Annotated in this window: 18 protein-coding genes; 6 read left to right on the forward strand and 12 right to left on the reverse strand. The window is 71.6% G+C overall.

Annotated features, from left to right (window positions below; translation table 11 throughout):
* The first annotated feature begins 100 nt into the window (after positions 1-100).
* Positions 101-466, forward strand: a complete 366-nt coding sequence (locus tag ABT294_RS04600; RefSeq protein WP_350803523.1) for a MerR family DNA-binding transcriptional regulator — start codon at positions 101-103, stop codon at positions 464-466.
* A 16-nt stretch (positions 467-482) separates the two neighbouring features.
* Here the strand turns inward: ABT294_RS04600 and ABT294_RS04605 are convergent, their stop codons facing one another.
* Positions 483-1,568: an alpha/beta hydrolase gene (locus ABT294_RS04605; protein WP_350803526.1), complete on the reverse strand. Its 1,086-nt coding sequence runs from the start codon at positions 1,566-1,568 to the stop codon at positions 483-485.
* Between the two features lie 75 nt (positions 1,569-1,643).
* On the opposite strand from ABT294_RS04605, the gene ABT294_RS04610 reads away from it, so the two are divergent.
* A complete protein-coding gene (locus ABT294_RS04610; protein WP_350803527.1) occupies positions 1,644-3,368 on the forward strand; it encodes a phosphatidylglycerol lysyltransferase domain-containing protein in 1,725 nt (574 codons plus the stop codon).
* A gap of 3 nt (positions 3,369-3,371) precedes the next feature.
* On the opposite strand, the gene ABT294_RS04615 is transcribed toward ABT294_RS04610, so the two are convergent.
* From ABT294_RS04615 to ABT294_RS04635, 5 genes are read right to left on the reverse strand one after another with little or no spacing between them, the layout of a single operon-like run.
* Positions 3,372-4,301: a cation diffusion facilitator family transporter gene (locus tag ABT294_RS04615; RefSeq protein WP_350803529.1), complete on the reverse strand. Its 930-nt coding sequence runs from the start codon at positions 4,299-4,301 to the stop codon at positions 3,372-3,374.
* Between the two features lie 48 nt (positions 4,302-4,349).
* A complete protein-coding gene (locus ABT294_RS04620) occupies positions 4,350-5,456 on the reverse strand; it encodes an SIS domain-containing protein (protein WP_350803530.1) in 1,107 nt (368 codons plus the stop codon).
* The gene (locus tag ABT294_RS04625; protein ID WP_350803531.1) at positions 5,453-5,620 is read right to left on the reverse strand and encodes a Trm112 family protein; all 168 of its coding nucleotides are present in this window, start codon (positions 5,618-5,620) and stop codon (positions 5,453-5,455) included. Before ABT294_RS04625 ends, ABT294_RS04620 begins: the two co-directional genes overlap by 4 nt.
* A complete protein-coding gene (locus ABT294_RS04630; protein ID WP_350803532.1) occupies positions 5,617-6,966 on the reverse strand; it encodes a phosphomannomutase/phosphoglucomutase in 1,350 nt (449 codons plus the stop codon). The genes ABT294_RS04625 and ABT294_RS04630 overlap by 4 nt, the downstream gene beginning before the upstream one ends.
* 40 nt (positions 6,967-7,006) lie before the next feature.
* Positions 7,007-7,375, reverse strand: coding sequence for a DUF3499 domain-containing protein (locus ABT294_RS04635; RefSeq protein WP_219466545.1), 369 nt, complete (start codon positions 7,373-7,375; stop codon positions 7,007-7,009).
* Positions 7,376-7,510: 135 nt separating this feature from the next.
* On the opposite strand from ABT294_RS04635, the gene ABT294_RS04640 reads away from it, so the two are divergent.
* Positions 7,511-7,951: a metallopeptidase family protein gene (locus tag ABT294_RS04640; protein ID WP_350803534.1), complete on the forward strand. Its 441-nt coding sequence runs from the start codon at positions 7,511-7,513 to the stop codon at positions 7,949-7,951.
* 84 nt (positions 7,952-8,035) lie between these two features.
* Here the strand turns inward: ABT294_RS04640 and ABT294_RS04645 are convergent, their stop codons facing one another.
* A complete protein-coding gene (locus tag ABT294_RS04645) occupies positions 8,036-8,296 on the reverse strand; it encodes a WhiB family transcriptional regulator (protein ID WP_049564653.1) in 261 nt (86 codons plus the stop codon).
* Positions 8,297-8,614: 318 nt separating this feature from the next.
* Positions 8,615-10,780, reverse strand: coding sequence for a hypothetical protein (locus tag ABT294_RS04650; RefSeq protein WP_350803536.1), 2,166 nt, complete (start codon positions 10,778-10,780; stop codon positions 8,615-8,617).
* Between the two features lie 191 nt (positions 10,781-10,971).
* Between ABT294_RS04650 and cofD the strand changes: the two genes are divergently transcribed.
* The 3 genes from cofD to ABT294_RS04665 all read left to right on the forward strand — a co-directional run bounded on the left by cofD (position 10,972) and on the right by ABT294_RS04665 (position 14,221).
* On the forward strand, positions 10,972-11,910 hold the full coding sequence (gene cofD / locus ABT294_RS04655; protein ID WP_350803538.1) for a 2-phospho-L-lactate transferase: 939 nt from the start codon (positions 10,972-10,974) through the stop codon (positions 11,908-11,910).
* On the forward strand, positions 11,907-13,178 hold the full coding sequence (locus ABT294_RS04660; RefSeq protein WP_350803539.1) for a coenzyme F420-0:L-glutamate ligase: 1,272 nt from the start codon (positions 11,907-11,909) through the stop codon (positions 13,176-13,178). The genes cofD and ABT294_RS04660 overlap by 4 nt, the downstream gene beginning before the upstream one ends.
* A gap of 302 nt (positions 13,179-13,480) precedes the next feature.
* Positions 13,481-14,221, forward strand: a complete 741-nt coding sequence (locus tag ABT294_RS04665) for a lytic polysaccharide monooxygenase (RefSeq protein WP_350803542.1) — start codon at positions 13,481-13,483, stop codon at positions 14,219-14,221.
* 45 nt (positions 14,222-14,266) lie between these two features.
* Here ABT294_RS04665 and ABT294_RS04670 read toward each other — a convergent pair whose 3' ends face one another.
* The 4 genes from ABT294_RS04670 to manB form a co-directional block, all read right to left on the reverse strand.
* The gene (locus ABT294_RS04670; protein ID WP_350803543.1) at positions 14,267-16,015 is read right to left on the reverse strand and encodes a substrate-binding and VWA domain-containing protein; all 1,749 of its coding nucleotides are present in this window, start codon (positions 16,013-16,015) and stop codon (positions 14,267-14,269) included.
* A 76-nt stretch (positions 16,016-16,091) separates the two neighbouring features.
* Positions 16,092-18,653, reverse strand: coding sequence for a bifunctional FO biosynthesis protein CofGH (locus ABT294_RS04675; RefSeq protein ID WP_350803544.1), 2,562 nt, complete (start codon positions 18,651-18,653; stop codon positions 16,092-16,094).
* 58 nt (positions 18,654-18,711) lie between these two features.
* A complete protein-coding gene (locus ABT294_RS04680; RefSeq protein WP_350803546.1) occupies positions 18,712-19,605 on the reverse strand; it encodes a DNA-3-methyladenine glycosylase family protein in 894 nt (297 codons plus the stop codon).
* Between the two features lie 12 nt (positions 19,606-19,617).
* The gene (manB, locus tag ABT294_RS04685) at positions 19,618-20,697 is read right to left on the reverse strand and encodes a mannose-1-phosphate guanylyltransferase (RefSeq protein WP_502911957.1); all 1,080 of its coding nucleotides are present in this window, start codon (positions 20,695-20,697) and stop codon (positions 19,618-19,620) included.
* Between the last annotated feature and the right edge of the window lie 141 nt (positions 20,698-20,838).

Consider the following 20,838-nt stretch of genomic DNA (forward strand, 5'->3'; position numbering starts at 1 on the left):
GGTTTCCCCTCGCGTCACGAAGCATGTCGCGGACGAGTTTAGGCGTCCCTTGGACGGAGATGCGACCCGAGACACGGGATATTGACGTAAGAATGTAAGAATGCGTATCACGGAAGCGGCCAGGCGGCTCGGCATGTCCCCGCGGATGCTCCGGTATCGGGAGGCGCTCGGCCTCCTGCCACCGGTCAGAGAGCACGGGGCGCACCGCAGGTTCGGCCCCGAGGAGCTCTCGGCCGTGGCGCAGGGCGTCGAGCTGGAGAAGCAGTTCGACGTCTCCCCCGCCGAGCTGGCGTTCGCGCTGCGCGTACTGAGCGAGCCCGCGGTGGCGTCCGCGGTGCGTGACCTTGGCGTCCGCATCGGGCGCATCCAGGTTCCGCGCCGCGCCCTCGACTTCGAGAAGGAGAAGGCCCTGCGCCTGCTCCGCACGCCCGTCCCCGACCGGCGCACCGCCGGTGGATCAGCTTGACCGATCCGCGGAGTCCCTACGTGCTGGCGCTGGTGGGGGCGTGGAGTTGCTGGGCCAGCCAGGGCAGGACCTGCGGCAGCTCCCGGTTCCAGGTGTTGAAGTTGTGCCCGCCGCTGGGCAGGATCAGCGACGACGCCTGCATGGGTGGCTTGACCGCGGCCAGGAAGTCCAGGGTCGAGCGGTAGTCGCCCTCGCCCTTCTTGCTGCTGGTGACGAGCACGTTGACCGGCGGCGCGGGCAGCGTCCGCAGCCGCCACATCAGGTCGTTGTCGTGCTCGACCGACTTCTGCCCGCCGAACAGGTCGCCCGTGGTGCCGTCGATGATCGTCTTGAAGTAGCCCGACAGCGACACCGCCGCGGAGAACGCCTCGGAGTGGGTCATGGTGAGCTTCAGGGCGCAGTAGCCACCGGTCGAGCCGCCCAGGATCCCCCAGAACTCCCTGCCGGCCGCCACCCGGTAGCCGTCCGTCATGTCCTTCTTGACGTCGTCGGCGAAGTACTTCTGGACCTGCGGCCCGCCCGGCACGTCCACGCATTCGGTGTCCCGCGGCAGCACCACGCTGGGGCGCATCATCACCAGGACCGTCGGGGGCACCTGGTGCTTGGCGATCGCGCTCGCCATCCGTCCGGGCAGGTCCATCCTGGTCATCAGGTTGCGGGGGTCGCCCGGGTAGCCGGTCAGCGCGAGGATCGCGGGGAAGCGCTGCTGCTTGTTCTTGAAGTAGGCCGACGGCAGGAACACGTACGCCTGCTCGCTGAGGTGCGTGGTCGGCCCCGGCATGATGACCTGCTCGATCCGCCCGCCACGTACCGCGCGGCTGTCCAGCACCTGGAGGCCCTGCCCGGCGGTCGTGATGGACGCCGTCCCGGTGTCGGTGCCGAGCAGGTCGTCCCAGGAGCCGTAGAAGCCGTAGTAGGTGTTGACGAGCAGCCCGAGCGCGGCGAGCGTGAGCACCTGGTTGCCCGCGAGCACCCCCGCCCGCCCCAGCACCGCGGTCCAGCGCCGCCCGGCCAGCCGCGGCCACAGCCAGACAGTGGCGACCAGCGCCCCGAGCGCCAGCGCGCCCATGAGGAGCTGGAGCGGAAACGAAGTGAGTCCCATGTCGCAAGGGATACCCGCCACCCCGTAAGCGCGGAGTTAACGCGCGGATTATCGCCGCGGGCGTTTAATGCGGGTGTGAAGCAGATCTCGCGCCCCTGGGTGCCCGCTTGCGCGGGCTACGCGACGCTGGTGATCGGGCTCGTCGACATCTTCAAGGCCGTGGCCCCGGGGTTCGGCCGCTGGCGGCCGGTCGCGGCCTGGTCCGACGTGATGCCCGGGCTCGTGACGACCGTCGCGCGGGCGTCCTCGCTGGTGGTGGGCATCTTGCTGGTGATGATCGCGCACGCCCTGCGCCGCAGGAAGGTGCGGGCCTGGCGGGCGGTCGTGGTGCTGCTGCCGGTGAGCGCGACCGTGGCCTTCATCCACCTGCGCCATCCCTCCACCGCGGTCATCAGCCTGGTCATCCTGGCCGCGCTGCTGGTGAACCGCCGGGAGTTCTACGCGCTGTCCGACCCGCGCAGCCGGTGGCGGGCGCTGTGGAACGTGCTAGCGCTCGGCGCGCTCTCCCTCGGCCTCGGCTACGTGATCGTCAGCATGCGCCCGCGGTTCATCCTGGGCGACCCCAGCGTGCTCGACCGGCTCGAACACGTGGTTCTCGGGCTGGTCGGCATCGAGGGCCCGGTCACGTTCACCCTGGACAGGGTGTCCGACCTGGTCTATTTCTCGCTGCTCGCCCTCGGCACCGTGACCGCCGTCACCACGCTCTACCTGGCGCTGCGCCCGGAACGCCCGATCGCCGAGCTCACGGACGTGGACGAGAAACGCCTGCGCGAGCTGCTCGACCGGCACGGCGAACGCGACTCGCTCGGCTACTTCGCACTCCGGCGCGACAAGAGCGTGCTCTTCTCCCCGTCCGGCAAGGCCGCGATCGCCTACCGGGTGGTCTCCGGCGTCATGCTGGCCAGCGGCGACCCAATCGGCGACCGCGAGGCGTGGCCCGCGGCGATCAAGGTGTTCATGGCGGAGGCCAGGCGGCACGCCTGGGTGCCCGCCGTGATCGGCTGCAGTGAGACGGGCGGTGAGGTGTGGACCCGCGAGGCCGGGATGTCCGCGCTGGAGATAGGTGACGAGGCGGTGGTCGAGGTCGCCGACTTCACGCTGGAGGGGCGGGCGATGCGCAACGTCCGCCAGATGGCCAACAGGACCGAGCGGGCCGGCTACACCTGCCTGGTGCGCCGGGTGTCCGACGTGCCGGACGAGGAGAAGGAACGGATCAGGGCGGCGTCCATCTCCTGGCGCGGCGCGGAGACCGAGCGGGGCTTCTCGATGGCGCTAGGCCGCTTCGGCGACCCCGCCGACGAGCGCTGCGTGGTGGTCACCGCGCACAAGGACGACGAGGTCAGGGCGGTGCTGCACTTCGTCCCGTGGGGTCCGCGCGGCATCTCGCTCGACCTCATGCGCCGCGACCGCGACGCCGACCCCGGCCTGAACGAGCTGTTGATCGTCAAGACGTTGCAGGCGGCGCCCGCGTTGGGCATCACCCAGGTCTCGCTCAACTTCGCGATGTTCAGGGCGGCTCTGGCACGCGGCGAGCGGCTCGGCGCCGGGCCGGTGCTGCGGGCCTGGCGCGGCCTGCTGGTCTTCCTGTCGCACTGGTTCCAGATCGAGTCGCTCTACCGGTTCAACGCGAAGTTCCGCCCGATCTGGGAGCCCCGCTTCGTGGTCTACCCGAACGCCCGCGACCTGCCGCGCATCGGCGTCTCGGCGTTGCAGGCGGAGGCGTTCATCACGCTCGGCCGGCCGCTGACCAGGCACAGGCCCGCGGGCCTGGTCAGGAACGAGGCCGCGCCGCTCGCCTGACGGTCAGCCGGCCGTCGTGGTGCGCGAGCGGTCGAGGTCCGGCTCCAGGTAGATGACCCGCGCGATCGGGACGACGGCGCGGATCCGCTGCTCGGCCTCGTCGATGCCCCTGGCCACCTCGGAGGCCGTGTCGTCGTGCTCCACCGCGATCTTCGCGGCCACCAGCAGCTCCTCGGGCCCCAGGTGCATGGTCCGCATGTGGATCACCCGGGCCACCTCGGGCGAGCCCTCCAGCGCGGCGCGGATCTGCCGCTCCATCTCGGGCGAGGCGCCCTCGCCGACGAGGAGCGACTTGGTCTCGATGGCGAGCACGATCGCGATGACGGCCAGCAACACGCCGATCATCAGCGTGCCGATGCCGTCCCAGACGGGGTTGCCCGTGATCACCGCCATCGCCACGCCGAACAGCGCGAAGACCAGGCCGAGCAGCGCGCCGAGGTCCTCCAGCAGGATCACGGGCAGCTCGGGCGACTTGGACCTGCGGATGAACGTCACCCACGACTGCTTGCCGCGCAGCGGGTTCGACTCCTTGATCGCCGTGCGGAAGGAGAAGCCCTCCGCGATGATCGCGAAGATCAGCACGGCGAACGCCCAGACCGGCTGGTCCAGGTGGTGCGGCTCCACGATCTTGGAGACGCCCTCGTACAGGGAGAAGGCCGCGCCGATCGTGAACAGCACGACGGCCACCACGAACGCGTAGAAGTAGCGCTCGCGACCGTAGCCGAACGGGTGCAGCTGGTCGCGTTCCTTCTGCGCCCGCTTGCCGCCGATCAGCAGCAGGAGCTGGTTGCCCGAGTCGGCGACCGAGTGGATGCCCTCGGCCAGCATCGACGACGATCCGGTGAAGAACGCGGCCACGAACTTCGCCAGGGCGATGGCCAGGTTGGCCGACAACGCCGCAATGATTGCTTTCGTACCGCCGCTCGCGCTCACCGGTCAGTCTCCACTCTTCGTGCAACTCGCATGGCCTGAAAAGGGATCCTATTGGGAAATCCTGGCCTTGAGCTCAGAGATCGCCGTTACCGAGGTCGGATCGACGCCGTAGCCGAACGCGAGGTAGGTCGAGGCGTAGTCGCCCAGCCCGATCAGCGTGGCCAGCCGCTCCAGCGGGTGCGTTCCCTCCGCGGCCAGCTCGCTGACCGGCACGCCACGGTCGTGCGCGAGCCGCACGGACGCCTCGCGGCGGCGCGCGACCTGCGGGTGCTCCTCGACGTCGCGCAGCATCACCAGCCTGATCGTGCGGCCGGCGGTGTCGGCGAAGATGTCGCGCTCGGCCAGCGGCCCGTCAAGGGCCACCACCTGGTTGTGGTTGGCCTCGGGCAGCTCGCCGAAGACCGCCGGATACTTGCCGTTCTCGTTGAGCTGGCAGGCCAGCCGGTACGCGGCCACGCCCGCGACCCGCGACGAGCCCCAGATCATCGGGACGCTGTCAGCCAGCTCCATGGCCAGCGACTTGCCCGGGTTCACGAACGACTCGCTGGTCGGCCGGCACTGGTGCGCCACCCCCTCCAGCGCCCTGGCCACGCTCTCGAACACGCCGTCGTCGGCCCGCGTCAGCCCCAGCACGTCGGCGGCCACGATCAGCGGCGCCGTCAGCAGCCAGACGTTCGCGCGGGACTGCCCCCTGGCGGGCACCGGCACGTGCAGCGCGGACGCCTGCTTGGCCACCGCCTCCAACGGGGTGTCGGGGCCGCTCACGGTGAGCAGCGTGCAGCCGCGCCGCACCGCCTCCGTCGCCGCCGACAGCGTCTCCTCGGTGCGGCCCGAGCACGACACCGCGATCACCAGGTCGTTGGCGCCCACCCAGCCGGGCAACTGGTACGAGCGCGACGTCACGATCGGCAGCGGCGCGCCGTTGCCGCAGACCGCGGCGAGCATGTCGCCGGCGATGGCCGACGCGCCCATGCCGATGACCACGATCGCCCGCGGACGCCCCTGCGCGGCCAGCCGGTCGACGCCCGCCTCGACCGCCTGGCGGTACCCGGTGCGGACCTGGGCGGCGGACGCGGCGACCGCGGGCAGCATGCCGCCCGGATCACCCTCGGTCAGATGATGCTGGTCGTCGAGCCGCTCGGGCTCCCAGGTCACGGCTTCCTGGCCTCGTCGACGAGCAGAACGGGGATGTCATCCCGCACCGGGTAGATCAGGCCACAACCCGTGCAGACCAGCTCCTCCGACTCGCTCTCCGCGCGCAGCGGCGACTTGCACGCCGGGCACGCCAGGATCTCCAGCAGCCAGTCGTCGATCTTCACTCTGACACCCTTCTCACGATGGCGAGGACTTCGTCCCTGGTCGCCGTCATCTTGGTCTCGTCGGCCGCCTCGGCGTTCAGCCGGAGCAGCGGCTCGGTGTTGGACGCCCGCAGGTTGAACCACCAGCCGGAACCGCTCACGGTCAGGCCGTCGAGCTCGTCGAACGTGCCGCGCGAGGCGAACGCCTGGCGCACGCGGGCCAGGGCGTCGCGCTGGTCGGCGACCGTGCTGTTGATCTCGCCAGAGGCGTGGTAGCGGGAGAAGGCCGACACCATCTCCGACAGCGGCCGCGCCTGCTCGCCCAGCGCGGCCAGGACGTGCATGGCCGCCAGCAGACCGGAGTCGGCGAACCAGAAGTCGCGGAAGTAGTAGTGCGCGGAGTGCTCGCCGCCGAAGACCGCGCCGGTGCGAGCCATCTCGGCCTTGATGAACGAGTGCCCCACGCGGGTGCGGACCGGCTCGCCGCCGTGCTCGCGGACGATCTCGGGCACGCCCAGCGACGTGATCAGGTTGTGGATGATCGTCGCGCCCGGGTGTTTGGCCAGCTCGCGGGTGGCGACCAGCGCGGTGATGGCCGAGGGCGAGACCGACTCGCCGCGCTCGTCGATCACCCAGCAGCGGTCGGCGTCGCCGTCGAAGGCCAGCCCGAGGTCAGCGCCCGCCGCCAGCACGGCCTTCTGGAGGTCGCGCAGGTTCGCCGGTTCGAGCGGGTTGGCCTCGTGGTTGGGGAAGGAGCCGTCGAGCTCGAAGTAGAGCGGGGTCAGCTCGATCGGCAGCCCGTCGAACACGGCGGGGACGGTGTGGCCGCCCATGCCGTTGCCCGCGTCGACGACGACCTTGAGCGGCCTGATCGCCGACAGGTCGACCAGCTTGCGCAGGTGGTCGGCGTAGCCCTGGAGCAGGTCCTTCTCGATCACCGAGCCCGTGGCCACCGCGGTGCCGCCGACCAGCTCGGCCGCCAGGTCGCGGATCTGGGTGAGCCCCGAGTCGCTCCCGATCGGCACCGCGCCGGCGCGGCACATCTTCATCCCGTTGTACTGGGCGGGGTTGTGGCTGGCGGTGAACATCACGCCGGGCAGGCCGAGGCTGCCGCTCGCGTAGTAGAGCAGGTCGGTGGAGCCGAGGCCGGCGTGGACGACGTCGGCGCCGCGCCCGGTCACGCCGCGGATGAACGCGGCGGCCAGCGGCGCGGACGACTCGCGCATGTCATGGGCGACCACGACGGAACGCGCCCCTGTGACCTCCACGAAAGCCGCCCCCACGGCCTCGGCGGTCGGCTCGTCGAGCTCGTCGGGCACTACGCCGCGAACGTCGTACGCCTTGAAGATCTTGGCGAGGTCGCCCACTCTCCAGCTCCGCCCCTAGGTCGTCTACGTATGAACGAGCCTACCGGTCGCGGTGTTGCTGGGCCGACCGGAGAACCCGCAGGTGCCCCCTGCGGCCGACCTCGACTCCCTGCCCGACCGGCTCGCCACCACCGGACGGCGTGGGCCTGGCGGCCTCCCTGACGGCGTTGGCCAGCGCCTCGAGGTCGTCGGAGCTGGGCGAGTTGCCGTCGGTGGGCAGGCGCACCACCTCCCAGCCGCGGGGAGCGGTCAGCCTCTCGGCATGTTCGGCGCACAGGTCGTAACAGTGTGGCTCGGCGTACGTCGCCAGAGGGCCGAGAACAGCGGTCGAGTCGGCGTATACGTACGTGAGCGTGAAGACGGCAGGCTGGCTGCAAGCGGTGCGGGAACAGCGGCGGACGGGGCTCACGGAGGGACCGTACCTGCTAAGAGTGCGAGACGCCACTATCTGAGCGCTCTTAACGAGCGTGTCGCCACAATTCGGACACCTGTCGCAGGCTTTCCACCCACATGCCCCGATGCCGCCACCCCGTAGACTTGCCCCGTGACTCACAAGCGCGGTCCACGACGTCGTGACCGTCACGGCCGCGGTCTGCGCGGGCCGCTCGCGCCGTCGCACGTGCCCATCGCGCGGTCCCGGAGCGAGCGGTTCGACGATCTCGTGCTCGACGCCGTCGACCGGCTCAAGCCGCAGTGGGGCAGGCAACTCGCCGCGGTCGAGTTCGCCGTGGAGGACGTGCCACCGCTCAGTGAGCTCGGCGACGGGCCGAGCCTGGGCTCGGAGCCGATCCCGTTCGGCCGCGCCGACACCGCGAGCGGGCAGCACCCGGCGTCGATCGTGGTCTACCGGCGTCCGCTGGAGGCCCGCGCGCGCGACCGTGACACGCTCGGCGCGCTGGTGCACGACACGGTCGTCGAGCAGGTGGCCACGCTCCTCGGCCTCTCGCCGGAAACGGTCGATCCGGGCTACGACGACCGCCGTTAGTCGCTCTGCCGCCACCGTCCCCCCGGTGCGCGCATGCGAAAAGGGGCCACACGGCAAACCCGTGTGACCCCTTCGTGGATATCCCTAAACGGCCTGGCGCTTGATCCTTCTGCGCTCCCGCTCGGACAGCCCACCCCAGATGCCGAACCGCTCATCGTGCTCGAGTGCGTACTCAAGGCACTCAGCACGGACCTCGCACGATCGGCAGACCTTCTTGGCCTCTCGGGTGGAGCCGCCCTTCTCCGGGAAGAACGCCTCCGGATCCGTCTGCGCGCACAACGCGCGCTCCTGCCAGCCGAGTTCTTCAGCGTCAAGCTGATCCTGTGCGATGACCAGATCGGTCACTGCACACCTCCCTGCCGCCCGCCCGCAATGGAGCCCCCCATGGAACGCCTTCCTTACTACCCACCCACAGGAAGGCGTAACAACATGGTTGTAATTACACGCGCGTGCCGCACGCGGCGTCAAGCGGCATGCCGCTATCCGGGGAAAGGCAGCCCTCGCCCCGGGTGTGCATGGCATGTGATGTTCGCACCTGGCCTGACACCTGATCCATGACATCGGCCTGGCGTGTTCAACGCTGTCAGCGGTCGGAACCGTACCAGGGCGGGATAGACACCCGCCCGTGGCCCACCTTCTCTCTAGCCGGTATTTGCGGGTCCGTTACCTGCGTGGCTCGTTGGGGGTGTATATGGCCGTGGGATCGATCGGGTCGTCCCCCTGCCGGGAGGAGTCGCCGAGCGCGTCGCCGCGATAGCTCGCGGGGTCGAGCCGCATGGTCGACTCGCCGTGCGGCTCGGGCCAGCCCGCCGCCTGGTGAGTCGGCTGGTAGCCCTGGGGGGCGTACTGGCCCTGCTGCGGTTCGTACGGCTGGGAGTGCTGCGGCTGCTGGGAGTGGTACGGCTGCTGGGAGTGCTGCGGGGCCTGGGGGTGGGCCTGCTGAGGGTTGGCCTGCTGGGGATGCGCCTGCTGAGGGTGCGCCTGCTGGGGGTGGCCGAACGGGTCGTCGTACGGCCTGGCCTGCTGGCTGGAGTAGTCGGGCACCCGCAGGTCCGGCTGGGTGCCGACCGCCGTCTGGTAGGTCTCGGCCTGCTGGTAGGCGTGGTGCAGCTGCTGCGAACGGGGGTCGACGGGCAGGTCCGGCTCCTGGTACGCGGGAGGGGTCGCGTACTCGTGACCGGAGTAGCCGGTGAACGGCTGCCCGCCCTGCTGGGCGTCCTGCTGGGCGCCCTGCTGGTCGAACGCGTTCTGGCCGCCGTAGTAGGGCTGCTGGCCGTACTGCGGCTGCTCCTGCTGGGGGCTCGGGACGCTCGGCGTGGTCTCACCGGACGCGTACGACGCGGGCTCCGGGGGCGCGTACGGGTTCGGCTGGTTGTCGGGAGCGTAGGGGTTCGGCGGGGCGTCGCCGAACGCGCCCTGCTGGCCGTAGACGTTCGGCTGGCTGTCGGCCGGGACGTACGGGGCGGGCTGGTATTCCGACGGCGGCTGGTAGCCGGTGTCGGGGAGGGTCTCGGAAGGCGTGTACGCGTTCTGCGCGGCGGCCGGGGCGTAACCCTGGTCGGCGGGCGCGTAACCCTGGCTGCTGGGGGTGTATCCCTGCTCGGCGGGGACGTAGCCGTGGTCCGGCTGACCGTAGCCGGGCTGGTCGGAGGGGCGCTCGGCCGGAGCGAACCCCTGGCCGGGCTGCGTGTAGCCCTGGCCGTATCCCTGCTCAGGCTGCCCAGCCGCCTGGCCCGTCTGCGCGAAACCCGGCTCGGGCTGAGCGGCCCCGTACCCCTGGTCGGGGTGCGCAGCCTGACCGTAACCCTGCTCGGGCTGGGCGGACCCGTAACCCTGCTCGGGCTGGGCGGACCCGTAACCCTGCTCGGGCTGGGCGGACCCGTAACCCTGCTCGGGCTGCGGGGAGCCCTGGTCAGACTGCCCGTATCCCGGGTCAGACTGTCCGTATCCCTGGTCGGTCTGGCTGCGGTTCTGGTCTGACGGCGCGGCCGGGAGGGCCGCCCTCGGCTGCGGGGTGGCGGGCTGGGGTGTCGCGGGCTGGGGCTGCTGCGGCGCCTGCTGGCCGTACCCGGGCTGCTGGCCGATGGGCTGCTCGGGCTGGCCGCCGTAGCTCGGCGTCTGCTGCCCGTACCCGGGCTGCTGGGCGAAGGGCTGTTCCGGCTGGCCGCCGTGGCTCGGCGGCTGCTGACCGTAGCCGGACTGCTGGGCGAACGACGGCTCCGGCTGGCCGCCGTAACTCGGCGGCTGTTGACCGTACCCGGGCTGCTGGGCGAAGGACGGCTCGGGCTGGCCGCCGTAGCTCGGCGACTGCTGGCCGAAACCGGGCTGCTGGCCGTAGCCGACCTGGTGTCCGGCGCCGCCCGGACGTCCGAACTGCGTGGCCGACTGGGCGGGGATGACCTGCGGCAGCAGGTAGACCAGCGCGATCGCCGACAGCGCGAGCAGCGGGACGCCCGTGAGGAAGAACTGCGCCGTCGGCAGGCCGCCGGCACCCGCGAACAGGCCGAGCAGCAGCGCCAGCGCCCCGAAAGCGGTGGCGAGGGCGAGCCCGGCCGCCGCACCGTACGTGATGAGCTTGGCCTTGGGCGACGGCTCGCCGACCTTGGTCATCAGCAGCACCGCGCCGAGCAGGAGCGCTGTCACGACCGGGCTGGTGAGGCCGGAGAAGGCGGAGAAGGCACGCTCGGTGAGGGACAAGCCACCGCCGTACGGGCCGTTGGACGCACCGACGAGCATCTGAACGACCCGCAGCAGGACGTCCAGCCCACCTGCGGAAAGCATGATCCAGGCGGCCGGCTCGCGCAGCCTGGCGACGTCGAATTTGCTCACAAGTACCCCCATCGGACCCTTTAGCCCGACGTGAGTTTGCCACATCACTGACCGCAACGGCGGGAGTCCCAGGAACCTCACTGATCTCTCTTTTGCCCTTTTCCCACGCTGCCGGGCTCTTTCAGGTGGAGAAGATGTGCAAAGCGACTCCCGAGACGGGGATGTCAGAGGCCGGTGGAAGACTGGTCCGCATGCACATCGTGTCCCTCGCCGGCGGCATCGGCGGCGCCCGATTCCTGCGCGGCCTGCGCGCGGCGGTCCCCGAAGCCCAGCTCACCGTGATCGGCAACACGGGCGACGACATCACCCTGTTCGGCCTGCGCGTCTGCCCCGACCTCGACACCGTCATGTACACCCTGGGCGGCGGCATCAACGAGGAGCAGGGCTGGGGGCGGGCCAAGGAGTCGCACGTCGTCAAGGAGGAACTGGCGGCGTACGGCGTCGAGCCGCAGTGGTTCGGCCTCGGCGACCGCGACTTCGCCACGCACATCGTCCGCTCGCAGATGCTGGAGGCGGGCTACCCGCTGTCGCAGATCACCGAGGCGCTGTGCGCGCGCTGGCAGCCGGGCGTGCGACTGCTGCCGATGAGCGACGACCGCTGCGAGACCCACGTGGTCATCACCGACGAGCGCGGGCGGCGCGCGATCCACTTCCAGGAGTGGTGGGTGCGGCTGCGCGCCTCGGTTCCCGCCGAGTCGATCGCGCTGATCGGCGTCGAGACGGCCAAGCCCGCTCCCGGCGTGCTTGAGGCGATCGACGACGCCGACCTGGTCATCCTGCCGCCGTCCAACCCGGTGGTGAGCATCGGCACGATCCTTCAGGTTCCCGGCGTCCGCGACGCGCTGCTCGGCAAGACGGTGGTGGGCGTCTCCCCCATCATCGGCGGCGCGCCCGTGCGCGGCATGGCCGACGCCTGCCTGACCGCGATCGGCGTCGAGACGACGGCCCAGGCGGTGCTCGACCTGTACGGCGCCGACCTGATCGACGGCTGGCTGGTCGCGCCCGAGGACGACGGCGTCGCCCTCGACGGCGTGCGGGTGGTGGCCCGGCCGATCCTCATGCACGACGCCGACGCGACCGCCGACATCGCCCGTGCCGCCCTCGACCTGGCCCAGGAGCTCGCCCGATGACCGAGAACACCGTCGAGGTCGTCCCCGTCCACGGCATCGGTGAGGTGCGTCCCGGCGACGACCTGGCGGCCCTCCTCAAGGGCGCCGACCTGCGCGACGGCGACATCGTGGTGATCACCTCGAAGATCGTGAGCAAGGCCGAGGGCCGGGTCAGGCAGGCGCCCGACCGCACCGCGGCGATCGAGGAGGAGACCGAGCGGGTGGTCGCCAGGCGCGGCGACACCGTGATCTCCCAGACCCGCCACGGTTTCGTGATGGCCGCCGCCGGAGTCGACGCGTCCAACACCGACCCCGGCACGGTGCTGCTGCTGCCCGAGGACTCCGACGCGTCGGCCAGGCGTGTCAGGGCGGCGCTGCCGCAGAAGGTCGGCGTGATCATCTCCGACACCTTCGGGCGGCCGTGGCGCCACGGCCTCACCGACGTCGCCATCGGGGCCGCGGGCGTGCTCAGCCTGGAGGACTTCCGCGGCGAGACCGACGGCTACGGCAACCCGCTGAAGGCCACGGTCACCGCGCTGGCCGACGAGATCGCGGGCGCGGCCGAGCTGGTCAAGGGCAAGCTGGCCGGGGTCCCCGTGGCGGTGGTGCGCGGGCTGTCCCACCTGGTCACCGACGACGACGGGCCCGGCGTCCGGCCGCTGATCCGTCCGGCCGACGACGACCTGTTCCGGTACGGCTCGCGCGACGTCGTGTTCGCCCGCCGCACGATCAGGGAGTTCTCCGACCGGCCCGTCGACCCGGAGGCGGTGCGGCGGGCGGTCGCCGCGGGCATCGCCGCCCCCGCCCCCCACCACACGACCCCGTGGCGGTTCGTCCTCGTGGAGTCGGCCAAGGCCCGGCTGGAGCTGGTCGACGCGATGCGCGAGGCCTGGATCGCCGACCTGCGCGGCGACGGCTTCACCGAGCAGTCGATCGCCAAGCGCGTCAAGCGCGGTGACGTGCTGCGCAACGCCCCCTACCTGGTGGTGCCGTGCCTGGTGATGGAGGGCTCGCACACCTACCGCGACGACCGGCGCAACGCGTCCGAGCGGGAGATGTTCGTGGTCGCCACGGGGGCGGGGGTGGAGAACTTCCTCATCCAACTGGCCGTCGAGGGGCTGGGGTCGGCCTGGGTGTCGTCCACGATGTTCTGCCGCCCGGTCGTCCGCGAGGTGCTGGACCTGCCGGAGTCGTGGGACCCGATGGGCTGCGTCGCGGTCGGTCACGCCGCGGCCCCGCCCCGCGACCGCGCGCCCCGCGACCCCCAGGACTTCATCCTGACCCGCTGACCAGGTCCGGGCCCACCGCCGCGCATCACGCCGCTCTCCGCCGTGACGCGCCGACCAGAGCCGGGCACACCGCCGCGTCGGGCCGGTCTCGCCGTGACGCGCCGACCTGAGACGGGCCCACCGCCGCGCGTCACGCCGGTCTCCGGCACGATGCGCGGCCCCGGCGCGGTACGCCGCGCTCGCGGGCCGCGACCGCAGGTCGGGATGCGCTGACAGCCGGGGAACGGGGCTGTCATGGAGCATTTACCGTTAGGAAACTTTCCTTTAGATTTGAGGTATCCCCCCATCTGAAGGAGCACTTCATGCGAAGGACGCTCACACTGATCGCCACGGCGGTGATCTCCATCGCCACCACGATGGTCATCGCCCAACCGGCGCTGGCCCACGGGTACGTGAACTCGCCGCCGAGCCGTCAGGCCTTCTGCGCGCAGGGCAAGGTGCCCGACTGCGGCGAGATCATCTACGAGCCGCAGAGCGTGGAAGGGCCCAAGGGCCTGCGGAGCTGCGACGGCGGCAACGCCCGGTTCGCGCAGCTCAGCGACGAGAGCAAGCCCTGGCCCGTCACGTCGGTCGGCACCACGGTCACCTTCACCTGGGTGCTGACCGCCAGGCACGCCACCAGCACGTGGGAGTACTACGTCGGCGGCACCCGGGTCGCGGTCTTCAACGACGGCGGCAAGCAGCCACCCGCGACGCTCTCGCACACCGTGAACTTCTCCGGCTTCACGGGCAAGAAGAAGGTCCTGGCGATCTGGAACATCGCCGACACGCCCAACGCCTTCTACTCCTGTATCGACCTGCAGTTCGGTGGCGGTGGCGGCCAACCGACGCCCACCCCGACGCCGACCCCGACCCCCACTCCGACGCCCACCCCGACCCCGACGCCGACGGTTCCCGGCGGGACCTGGGCGGCGGGCACGGCGTACTCGGTCGGCGCCGTCGTGACCTACGGCGGGGTGACCTACCGCTGCATCCAGGCGCACACCGCCCTGCCCGGGTGGGAGCCGCCGAACGTGCCCGCGCTCTGGCAGCGGACCAGCTGACCCGCCGATGAGCAGCGGGGGGCGCCGGCCGACCGGCGCCCCCCGTCACGTGGTCGGCTTGCAGGTGGGGTGGCACAGGCGGCGGGCCAGCGCGGCGAGGAAGACATCGATGATCTCGCCCGGCTGCTGGGCCACGTGCAGGGAGCCGTTGGTCGCCAGCGTGATCGCGGACAGGCCGTCTCGGTCGACGCCGGTGCCGAAGGCGATGACCACGATCTGCACGGGCCGGTTGGGGTTCCATTCGTGGTGCAGCTTGTCGAGGAGCTGCGGCAGTTTCAGGCCGCGCCCGTCGTCCTGTCCCGCGGTGATCACGAGGAGCGTGTTGTTCATCTCCTCGCGGTAGTCGCCGGAGACCTCGCGGAAGCCGCCGAGTATCGCGTCGTAGAGCGAGCTCGACCGGTCGGGGTGCGCGCTGATCGTGGTGGTCAGCTGGTTCAGCCGCCCACGCCGGACGAGCTGCCCCGTCTCGGGCTCGTTGATCGGCCCGAGCCCGACCAGCTCCTGGTAGCCCTTGGCCCCGCCGAGCCCGTCGGCGAACTCCCACAGGCCCATGCGCGTCGTGTCGGGGAACAGCTGAAGGCCGATCTTGGCGGCGTCCAGCGCGACGGCCACCCGGGTGGTGCCCTTCAGCGGCTCCGCCATGTGCTTGGACGTGTCGGCCAGCACCAGGATGTTGGTCGGCGGGGCGAGCCTGCTCCACGCCTGGAGCGCGTCGTCGATGTCCTCGGACGAGACCGAGGGCCTGGTCCGGGGCGCCTCCGTGGGGATGGACGGCCCAGGCGAGATCGGCCCCTGGGCGCCGTCGCCGGATCTGAAGCCCGCCCGCCGCACCAGGTCCTGCGCCTCCGGGCCGCGCAGCCAGTCGGCGAACACCGTGGACGCCTCCGCGACCGTCGCGTCCGTCGCCGTCACCACGTACGGGTAGTCGAGGTTGATCGTGCCCTCGCGCGGGTGCAGCGCGACCACGGGGTCGGCCGAGGGCTGCTGGTTGTGCGTCCACACCGACTGCTCGGGGACGATCACCACCGGGCGCTTCCAGAACGTGTGGTCGTCCACGGCGGCCAGCATGCTGCGGTAGTCGGGCGCCGAGCCGGCCTGCGCCCACCGGACGAACGCGGTCAGCGCCTTGTCGGCCGCCGCGCCCTTGCCCACCACGTCCCTGGCGGCGGCGACCGTCGCGATCCCGGCCCCCGCCAGAGACGGGTCGGGGACGCGGACGATGTCCGGTTCGTTGTCGTTGGGCGTCAGCCGTCCCCGCACGGTCGAGGGGAAGACCATCCGCCAGTTCATCTCCGTCCTGCCGACGGAGAAGCGCTGGGCGAGCGAGGCGCGGGTGGCGAACACCAGCGGCGAGGTGGCCACCACGCTCTCGCCCGCGGGCAGCGCGCTCGCGCCCTGCTTGCGGGCCAGCCTGATCCACGCGGACGAGTCGGCGATCCAGCCGTCGGGCCGCTCGCGCAGGACGCCCGCCCGGTCGCCGATCAGCGTGCGCAGCACCGTGGCCGGCGGCTGCTCGGTCACCTGGACGAGCACACATCGCCCGCCCACCGAGGTGCGGGTCTCGTTGAACCGCCCGGCCGCCTCCATGGCCACCGGGGCGACGTCCACCGCGGCGGCGACGCTGACCAGAACAGGCTCTCGTGTGGAGCACAGCGCGCCGCCGCCGCCCAGGACCACCACGAGGGTGCCCGCGACGACGGCCACGACCGCGACGCCGGCCAGCAGGCCGCGCCGTAATGCCTTCCTCCGCCGCTGCTCAGGAGCGGGAGCGGCACGGTGTTGACCCAACGGCACGGTGTTCCCTCTCTCCAGGGGAGTGAACGATTGTCCCCATGCCTCCCGCCGCGAGCGCAAGAGTCAGTAGAACTCGTTACATTTCGATCAGTGGCAGTACCCGCCTGACGCTCTGGCACACCCCGTCGCTCGCCGCGGAGGCGGCCAGCCGCTCGGCGTCCGGCTCGCCGTAGCCGGTGGTGCGCTGCCTGACGGGCCTGCCGGTGACCGCGACCATCTCGCGCAACTCACTGATCGTCTTGTACGAGCCGTTCTCGGAGCCGGCCATCCGGCTGATCGTCTCCTCCATCAGCGTGCCGCCGAGGTCGTTCACCCCGCCCTCCAGCACCTGGCGGCACAGGTCGTCGCGGAGCTTGACCCACGAGCACTGGATGTTGTCGATCGCGCCGTGCAGCAGGATCCGGGCCAGGGCGTGCACCGCCCGGTTCTCCTGCGCGGTCGGCCCCGGCCTGGCGACGCCCGCCAGGTAGATCGGGGCGCTGGTGTGCACGAACGGCAGCAGCACGAACTCCGAGAACCCGCCGGTCTCCTCCTGCAGCCGCCTGATGAGCTTGATGTGCCTGACCCAGTGCAGGTGCGTGTCGACGTGCCCGTACATCATCGTGGACGTGGTCGGGAGCCCCACCCGGTGCGCGGTCGTGATGACCTCGATCCACTCCTTGGCCGGCAGCTTGCCCTTCGTCAGGACCCAGCGCACGTCGTCATCGAGGATCTCCGCGGCCGTGCCGGGCAGCGAGTCGACCCCGGCCTCCTTGGCGGCGTGCAGCCAGTCCTCGATCGACAGGTTCGTCCGGCTCGCGCCGTTGATGACCTCCATCGGGGAGAAGGCGTGGACGTGCATCCCGGGCGTTCTCGCCTTGACCGCCCTGGCGATGTCGAAGTACGCGGTTCCCGGCAGGTCCGGATGGATGCCGCCCTGCATGCACACCTCGGTCGCCCCGGCCAGCCACGCCTCCTCGGCCCGGTCGGCCACCTGGTCCAGGCTCAGCGTGTAGGCGTCGGCGTCGGTCCTGCGCTGGGCGAAGGCGCAGAACCGGCAGCCGGTGTAGCAGACGTTGGTGAAGTTGATGTTCCTGTTGACCACGTACGTCACGTCGTCGCCGGCGCTCTGGCGGCGCAGGTCGTCGGCGATGCGCGCCAGCTCGTCCAGGGCGTCCCCCTCGGCCGACAGCAGCGCCACCGCCTCGGCGTCGCTCAGTCCCGCCGGGTCGGCCTCCGCCCTCCTGAGCGCCTGCCGGACCTCGCTGGGCGTGCTGGCCGCGCCCGCCGTGCCGACGCGTTCGCGCAGGGCGTCCCAGTCGCCGTAGACGTGGTCGAAGTCGTCGCGCCTGTCTCCGACGCGTCCGGACGTGTCCACCTCGACGTGCAGGTCCACCCGTCCGGACGCGACGAAACCGCCGTCGGGCTCCTGCCAGGGGCGGCCCTCCAGGACCGCGTCCTGCCTGGCGAGCCCGGTGACCGGGTCGGCCAGCGCCTGGACGTGCGCGAACAGCCGGGGATCGAGCCACGGCTCGCCCGCCCGCACGTACTCGGGGTAGATCGTCAGCCGCTCCTTCAGTGTGAAGCCCGCCTCGGCGGTGCGGGCGGCCAGCTCGTCGATCTGCGGCCACGGACGCTCGGGGTTGACGTGGTCGGGGGTGAGGGGCGAGACGCCGCCCCAGTCGTCGATGCCGGCGCGGATCATCAGCTCGTACTCCGCGTCCACCAGGTTGGGCGGCGCCTGGAGGCGGACGCGCGGGCCGAGCACCAGGCGGGCGACGGCGATGGTGGCGGCCAGTTCCTGTAGGTCCGCGTCCGGGAGGCCGCGCATCGCGGTGTCGGGCTTGGCGCGGAAGTTCTGCACGATCACCTCCTGGACGCCGCCGTACTCCCTGGCCACCCGGCGGATCGCGAAGAGGGACTCGGCCCGGTCCTCGGCGGTCTCGCCGATGCCGATCAGGATGCCGGTCGTGAACGGCACGTTCGTGCGGCCCGCATCCTCCAGCACGCGCAGCCGCACCGCCGGATCCTTGTCGGGGGAGCCGTAGTGCGGCTGCCCCTTCTCCTCGAACAGCCGCCGCGAAGTGGTCTCCAGCATCATCCCCATGGACGGCGCGACCGGCTTGAGCCGCTGCAGGTCGCGCCAGCTCAGCACACCGGGGTTGAGGTGCGGCAGCAGGCCGGTCTCCTCCAGGACCCTGATCGCCATCGCCCGCACGTACGACAGCGTGTCGTCGTAGCCGTGCGCGTCGAGCCACTCGCGGGCCTGGTGCCAGCGGTCCTCCGGCCGGTCGCCCAGGGTGAACAGCGCCTCCTTGCACCCCATGGCCGCGCCCTGCCTGGCGATCTCCAGCACCTCGTCGGGGCTGAGGAAGGGGGCCGGGAGCTTGTTCGGCGCGGTCGCGAACGTGCAGTATCCGCAGCGGTCGCGGCACAACCTCGTCAGCGGGATGAACACCTTCCTGCTGTAGGTGACGATCCCTTCGCGACCGGCCGCCCTCAGCCCGGCGTCGCGCACCCGGGAGGCGTGTTCGAGCAGCGTGTCGAGGTGCTCGTCGCGCGCGTGCAGCAGCACGGTCGCCTCGGCGACGTCGATGGCCTTGCCGTCGCGGGCACGGGCGAGGGCGCGGCGGAATGCGGAATCGCTGACCAGACTCATAACCGCACACTACGGAAGCTGAGTTCGCGGCGGGCACTCAGGGGGTGCCAGAAGGCCGTCAGAAGGAGCGGTAGTCCCTGACAGGCATGCGCGGGCCGCGTGGCGGCGGGCGCAGCCCGGTGAGTGCGATGAGGACGGTGGCCCGGTGCCGGTGCCCCTCGTAGGGGGCGAGCAGCCGCAGCATCCCCGGGTCGTCGGTCTTCTCGCCGGTCAGGGCGTACCCCACGATCTTGGCGAGGTGGAAGTCGCCGACGCTGACCGCGTCGGGATCGCCGAAGGCGCGCTGTCGCGCCTCGGCCGACGTCCACACCCCGACGCCCGGCAGAGCGCGCAGCAGCCGGTCGAGCTCCTCGGTGGTGGCGGCGGCCTCCAGCTTGGCGGCGTGCCAGGCGGCGGTGGCGATCGTCCGGGCCCGCACGGCCTCGGCCCCCGCCCTGTGCCAGTGCCAGGAGGGGATCTCCCGCCACACCTCCGGCTCAGGGAAGACCCGCATGCCCTCGGGTGCCGGGCCCGGCGCGGGCTCGCCGTACCTGGCCAGCAGCCACCGCCAGGCGCGCCACGCCTCCCGCCCGACGACCTTCTGCTCCAGGACGGCGGGGACGAGGGCCTCCATGACGCGGCCCGTCCTGCCGATGCGCAGCCCGGCGTGCTTCCTGGCGACATCCGCCAAGACCTGATGGTGGACGCTGAATCCCGAAATATCGTCGTCTGCGCCGAGCAGCGTGGGGAGCGTCTCCAGCAGCCATCCGGCCCCCGGCCCCCACGCGTGCCCGCACACGGTCGACGCCTCGACGCTCACCCGGAGGGTGCCGGGCCCGTCAGGCGTGCGGCAGGTGCGCCAGACCGCGCCGTCGCCGCCCATCCGCCAGGTGGGATCGCCGGTGCCCCGCCGGTGCGGGGCCAGCGCCAGCCCGACGTCGAGCGGCCCGTCGGGGACCCACCTGCGTTCCACGACCGTGCCGGATCAGACGTCGCTGGAGTAGCGGACCGCGCGTTCGGGCAGCTCGATCCCCGGCCAGACGCGGACGCCCGCCTGCAGTTCGTTCCCCGGCCCGACCACGGCCCTGTCGCCGATGACCGCGTCACGTACCAGCGCGCCCCCGCAGACCCGGGCGCCTCTGCCCACGACCGAGTCGGTGACCGACGCGCCCGACTCGACCACGCAGCCGTCGCCCAGCACGGACCCCACGACGGACGCGCCCGCCTCGACCACGGCGCCGGCGCCGACCGCCGAACCGCCCTGAACCTTGGCCTCGGGAGAGACCCTCGCGCCGTCGAGCGCGAGGTACTCCCCCGTCGGGCCCGGCAGGGCCGGGGAGTCCAGCCGGCCGAGCACCAGGTCGCGCGAGCCGCGCACGAAGGCGGCCGGGGTGCCCACGTCGAGCCAGTACGTCCGGTCGGCGTAGCCGAGCACCAGGTCGCCGGAGTCGATCAGCCCCGGGAACGTCTCGCGCTCCACCGACACGACCTCGCCCGCCGGGATCCGGTCGATCACCGAGCGGGTGAAGACGTAGCAGCCCGCGTTGATCCGGTTCGTCACCGGATTGGGCGTCTTCTCCAGGAAGGCCGTCACCCGCCCCGACTCGTCGGTCGGCACGCAGCCGAACCGGGTCGGATCGTCCACCTCTGTCAAATGGAGCGTTACAGCGGCCTCGCGGGCGAGGTGGGTGCGCACCTGATCGCCGATGTCGTGACCCGACAGGATGTCGCCGTTGAGCACCAGCACCGGGTCGCCGGGCCCCGAGGTCAGCGCCTCCGCTGCGTTACGGATCGCGCCGCCCGTGCCGAGCGGGGTCTCCTCGGTGATGTACTCCAGCGAGAGCCCGAACGCGGCCCCGTCGCCGAAGACCGGCTCGAACATCGACGCCTTGTACGAGGTCGCGAAGACGATCCGGCGCACGCCGAACGAGCGGGCCCGGGCCAGTTGGTGGGCCAGGAACGGCACCCCGGCGGTCGGCAGCAGCGGCTTCGGCGTGCCCAGTGTCAGCGGACGCAGGCGGGTGCCCTGCCCCCCGACCAGGAGAATCGCCTCGAGACCTGGCAAGGAGCTCTCCATCAGATCCACACGGAGCCGGCCTGACGGCTTCCTCCGTGCTTCCTCCTCTCGGATTCGGTCGGTGCCATTACACGCAGGGGGTCGCCCGCGACATCTCCCGCGCCCGCGGCGGCCGGAAGGTCACCCGAC

The organism is Nonomuraea sp. NPDC000554 (genome assembly GCF_040300065.1).
GTDB lineage: Bacteria > Actinomycetota > Actinomycetes > Streptosporangiales > Streptosporangiaceae > Nonomuraea.

Excerpts from the sequence above, each read along its gene's own strand:
- ABT294_RS04675 (WP_350803544.1), bottom strand. The coding sequence starts at position 18,653 with ATGAGTCTGGTCAGCGATTCCGCATTCCGCCGCGCCCTCGCCCGTGCC.
- ABT294_RS04665 (WP_350803542.1), top strand. The coding sequence starts at position 13,481 with ATGCGAAGGACGCTCACACTGATCGCCACGGCGGTGATCTCCATCGCC.
- ABT294_RS04600 (WP_350803523.1), top strand. The coding sequence starts at position 101 with ATGCGTATCACGGAAGCGGCCAGGCGGCTCGGCATGTCCCCGCGGATG.
- cofD (WP_350803538.1), top strand. The coding sequence starts at position 10,972 with ATGCACATCGTGTCCCTCGCCGGCGGCATCGGCGGCGCCCGATTCCTG.
- ABT294_RS04660 (WP_350803539.1), top strand. The coding sequence starts at position 11,907 with ATGACCGAGAACACCGTCGAGGTCGTCCCCGTCCACGGCATCGGTGAG.
- ABT294_RS04605 (WP_350803526.1), bottom strand. The coding sequence starts at position 1,568 with ATGGGACTCACTTCGTTTCCGCTCCAGCTCCTCATGGGCGCGCTGGCG.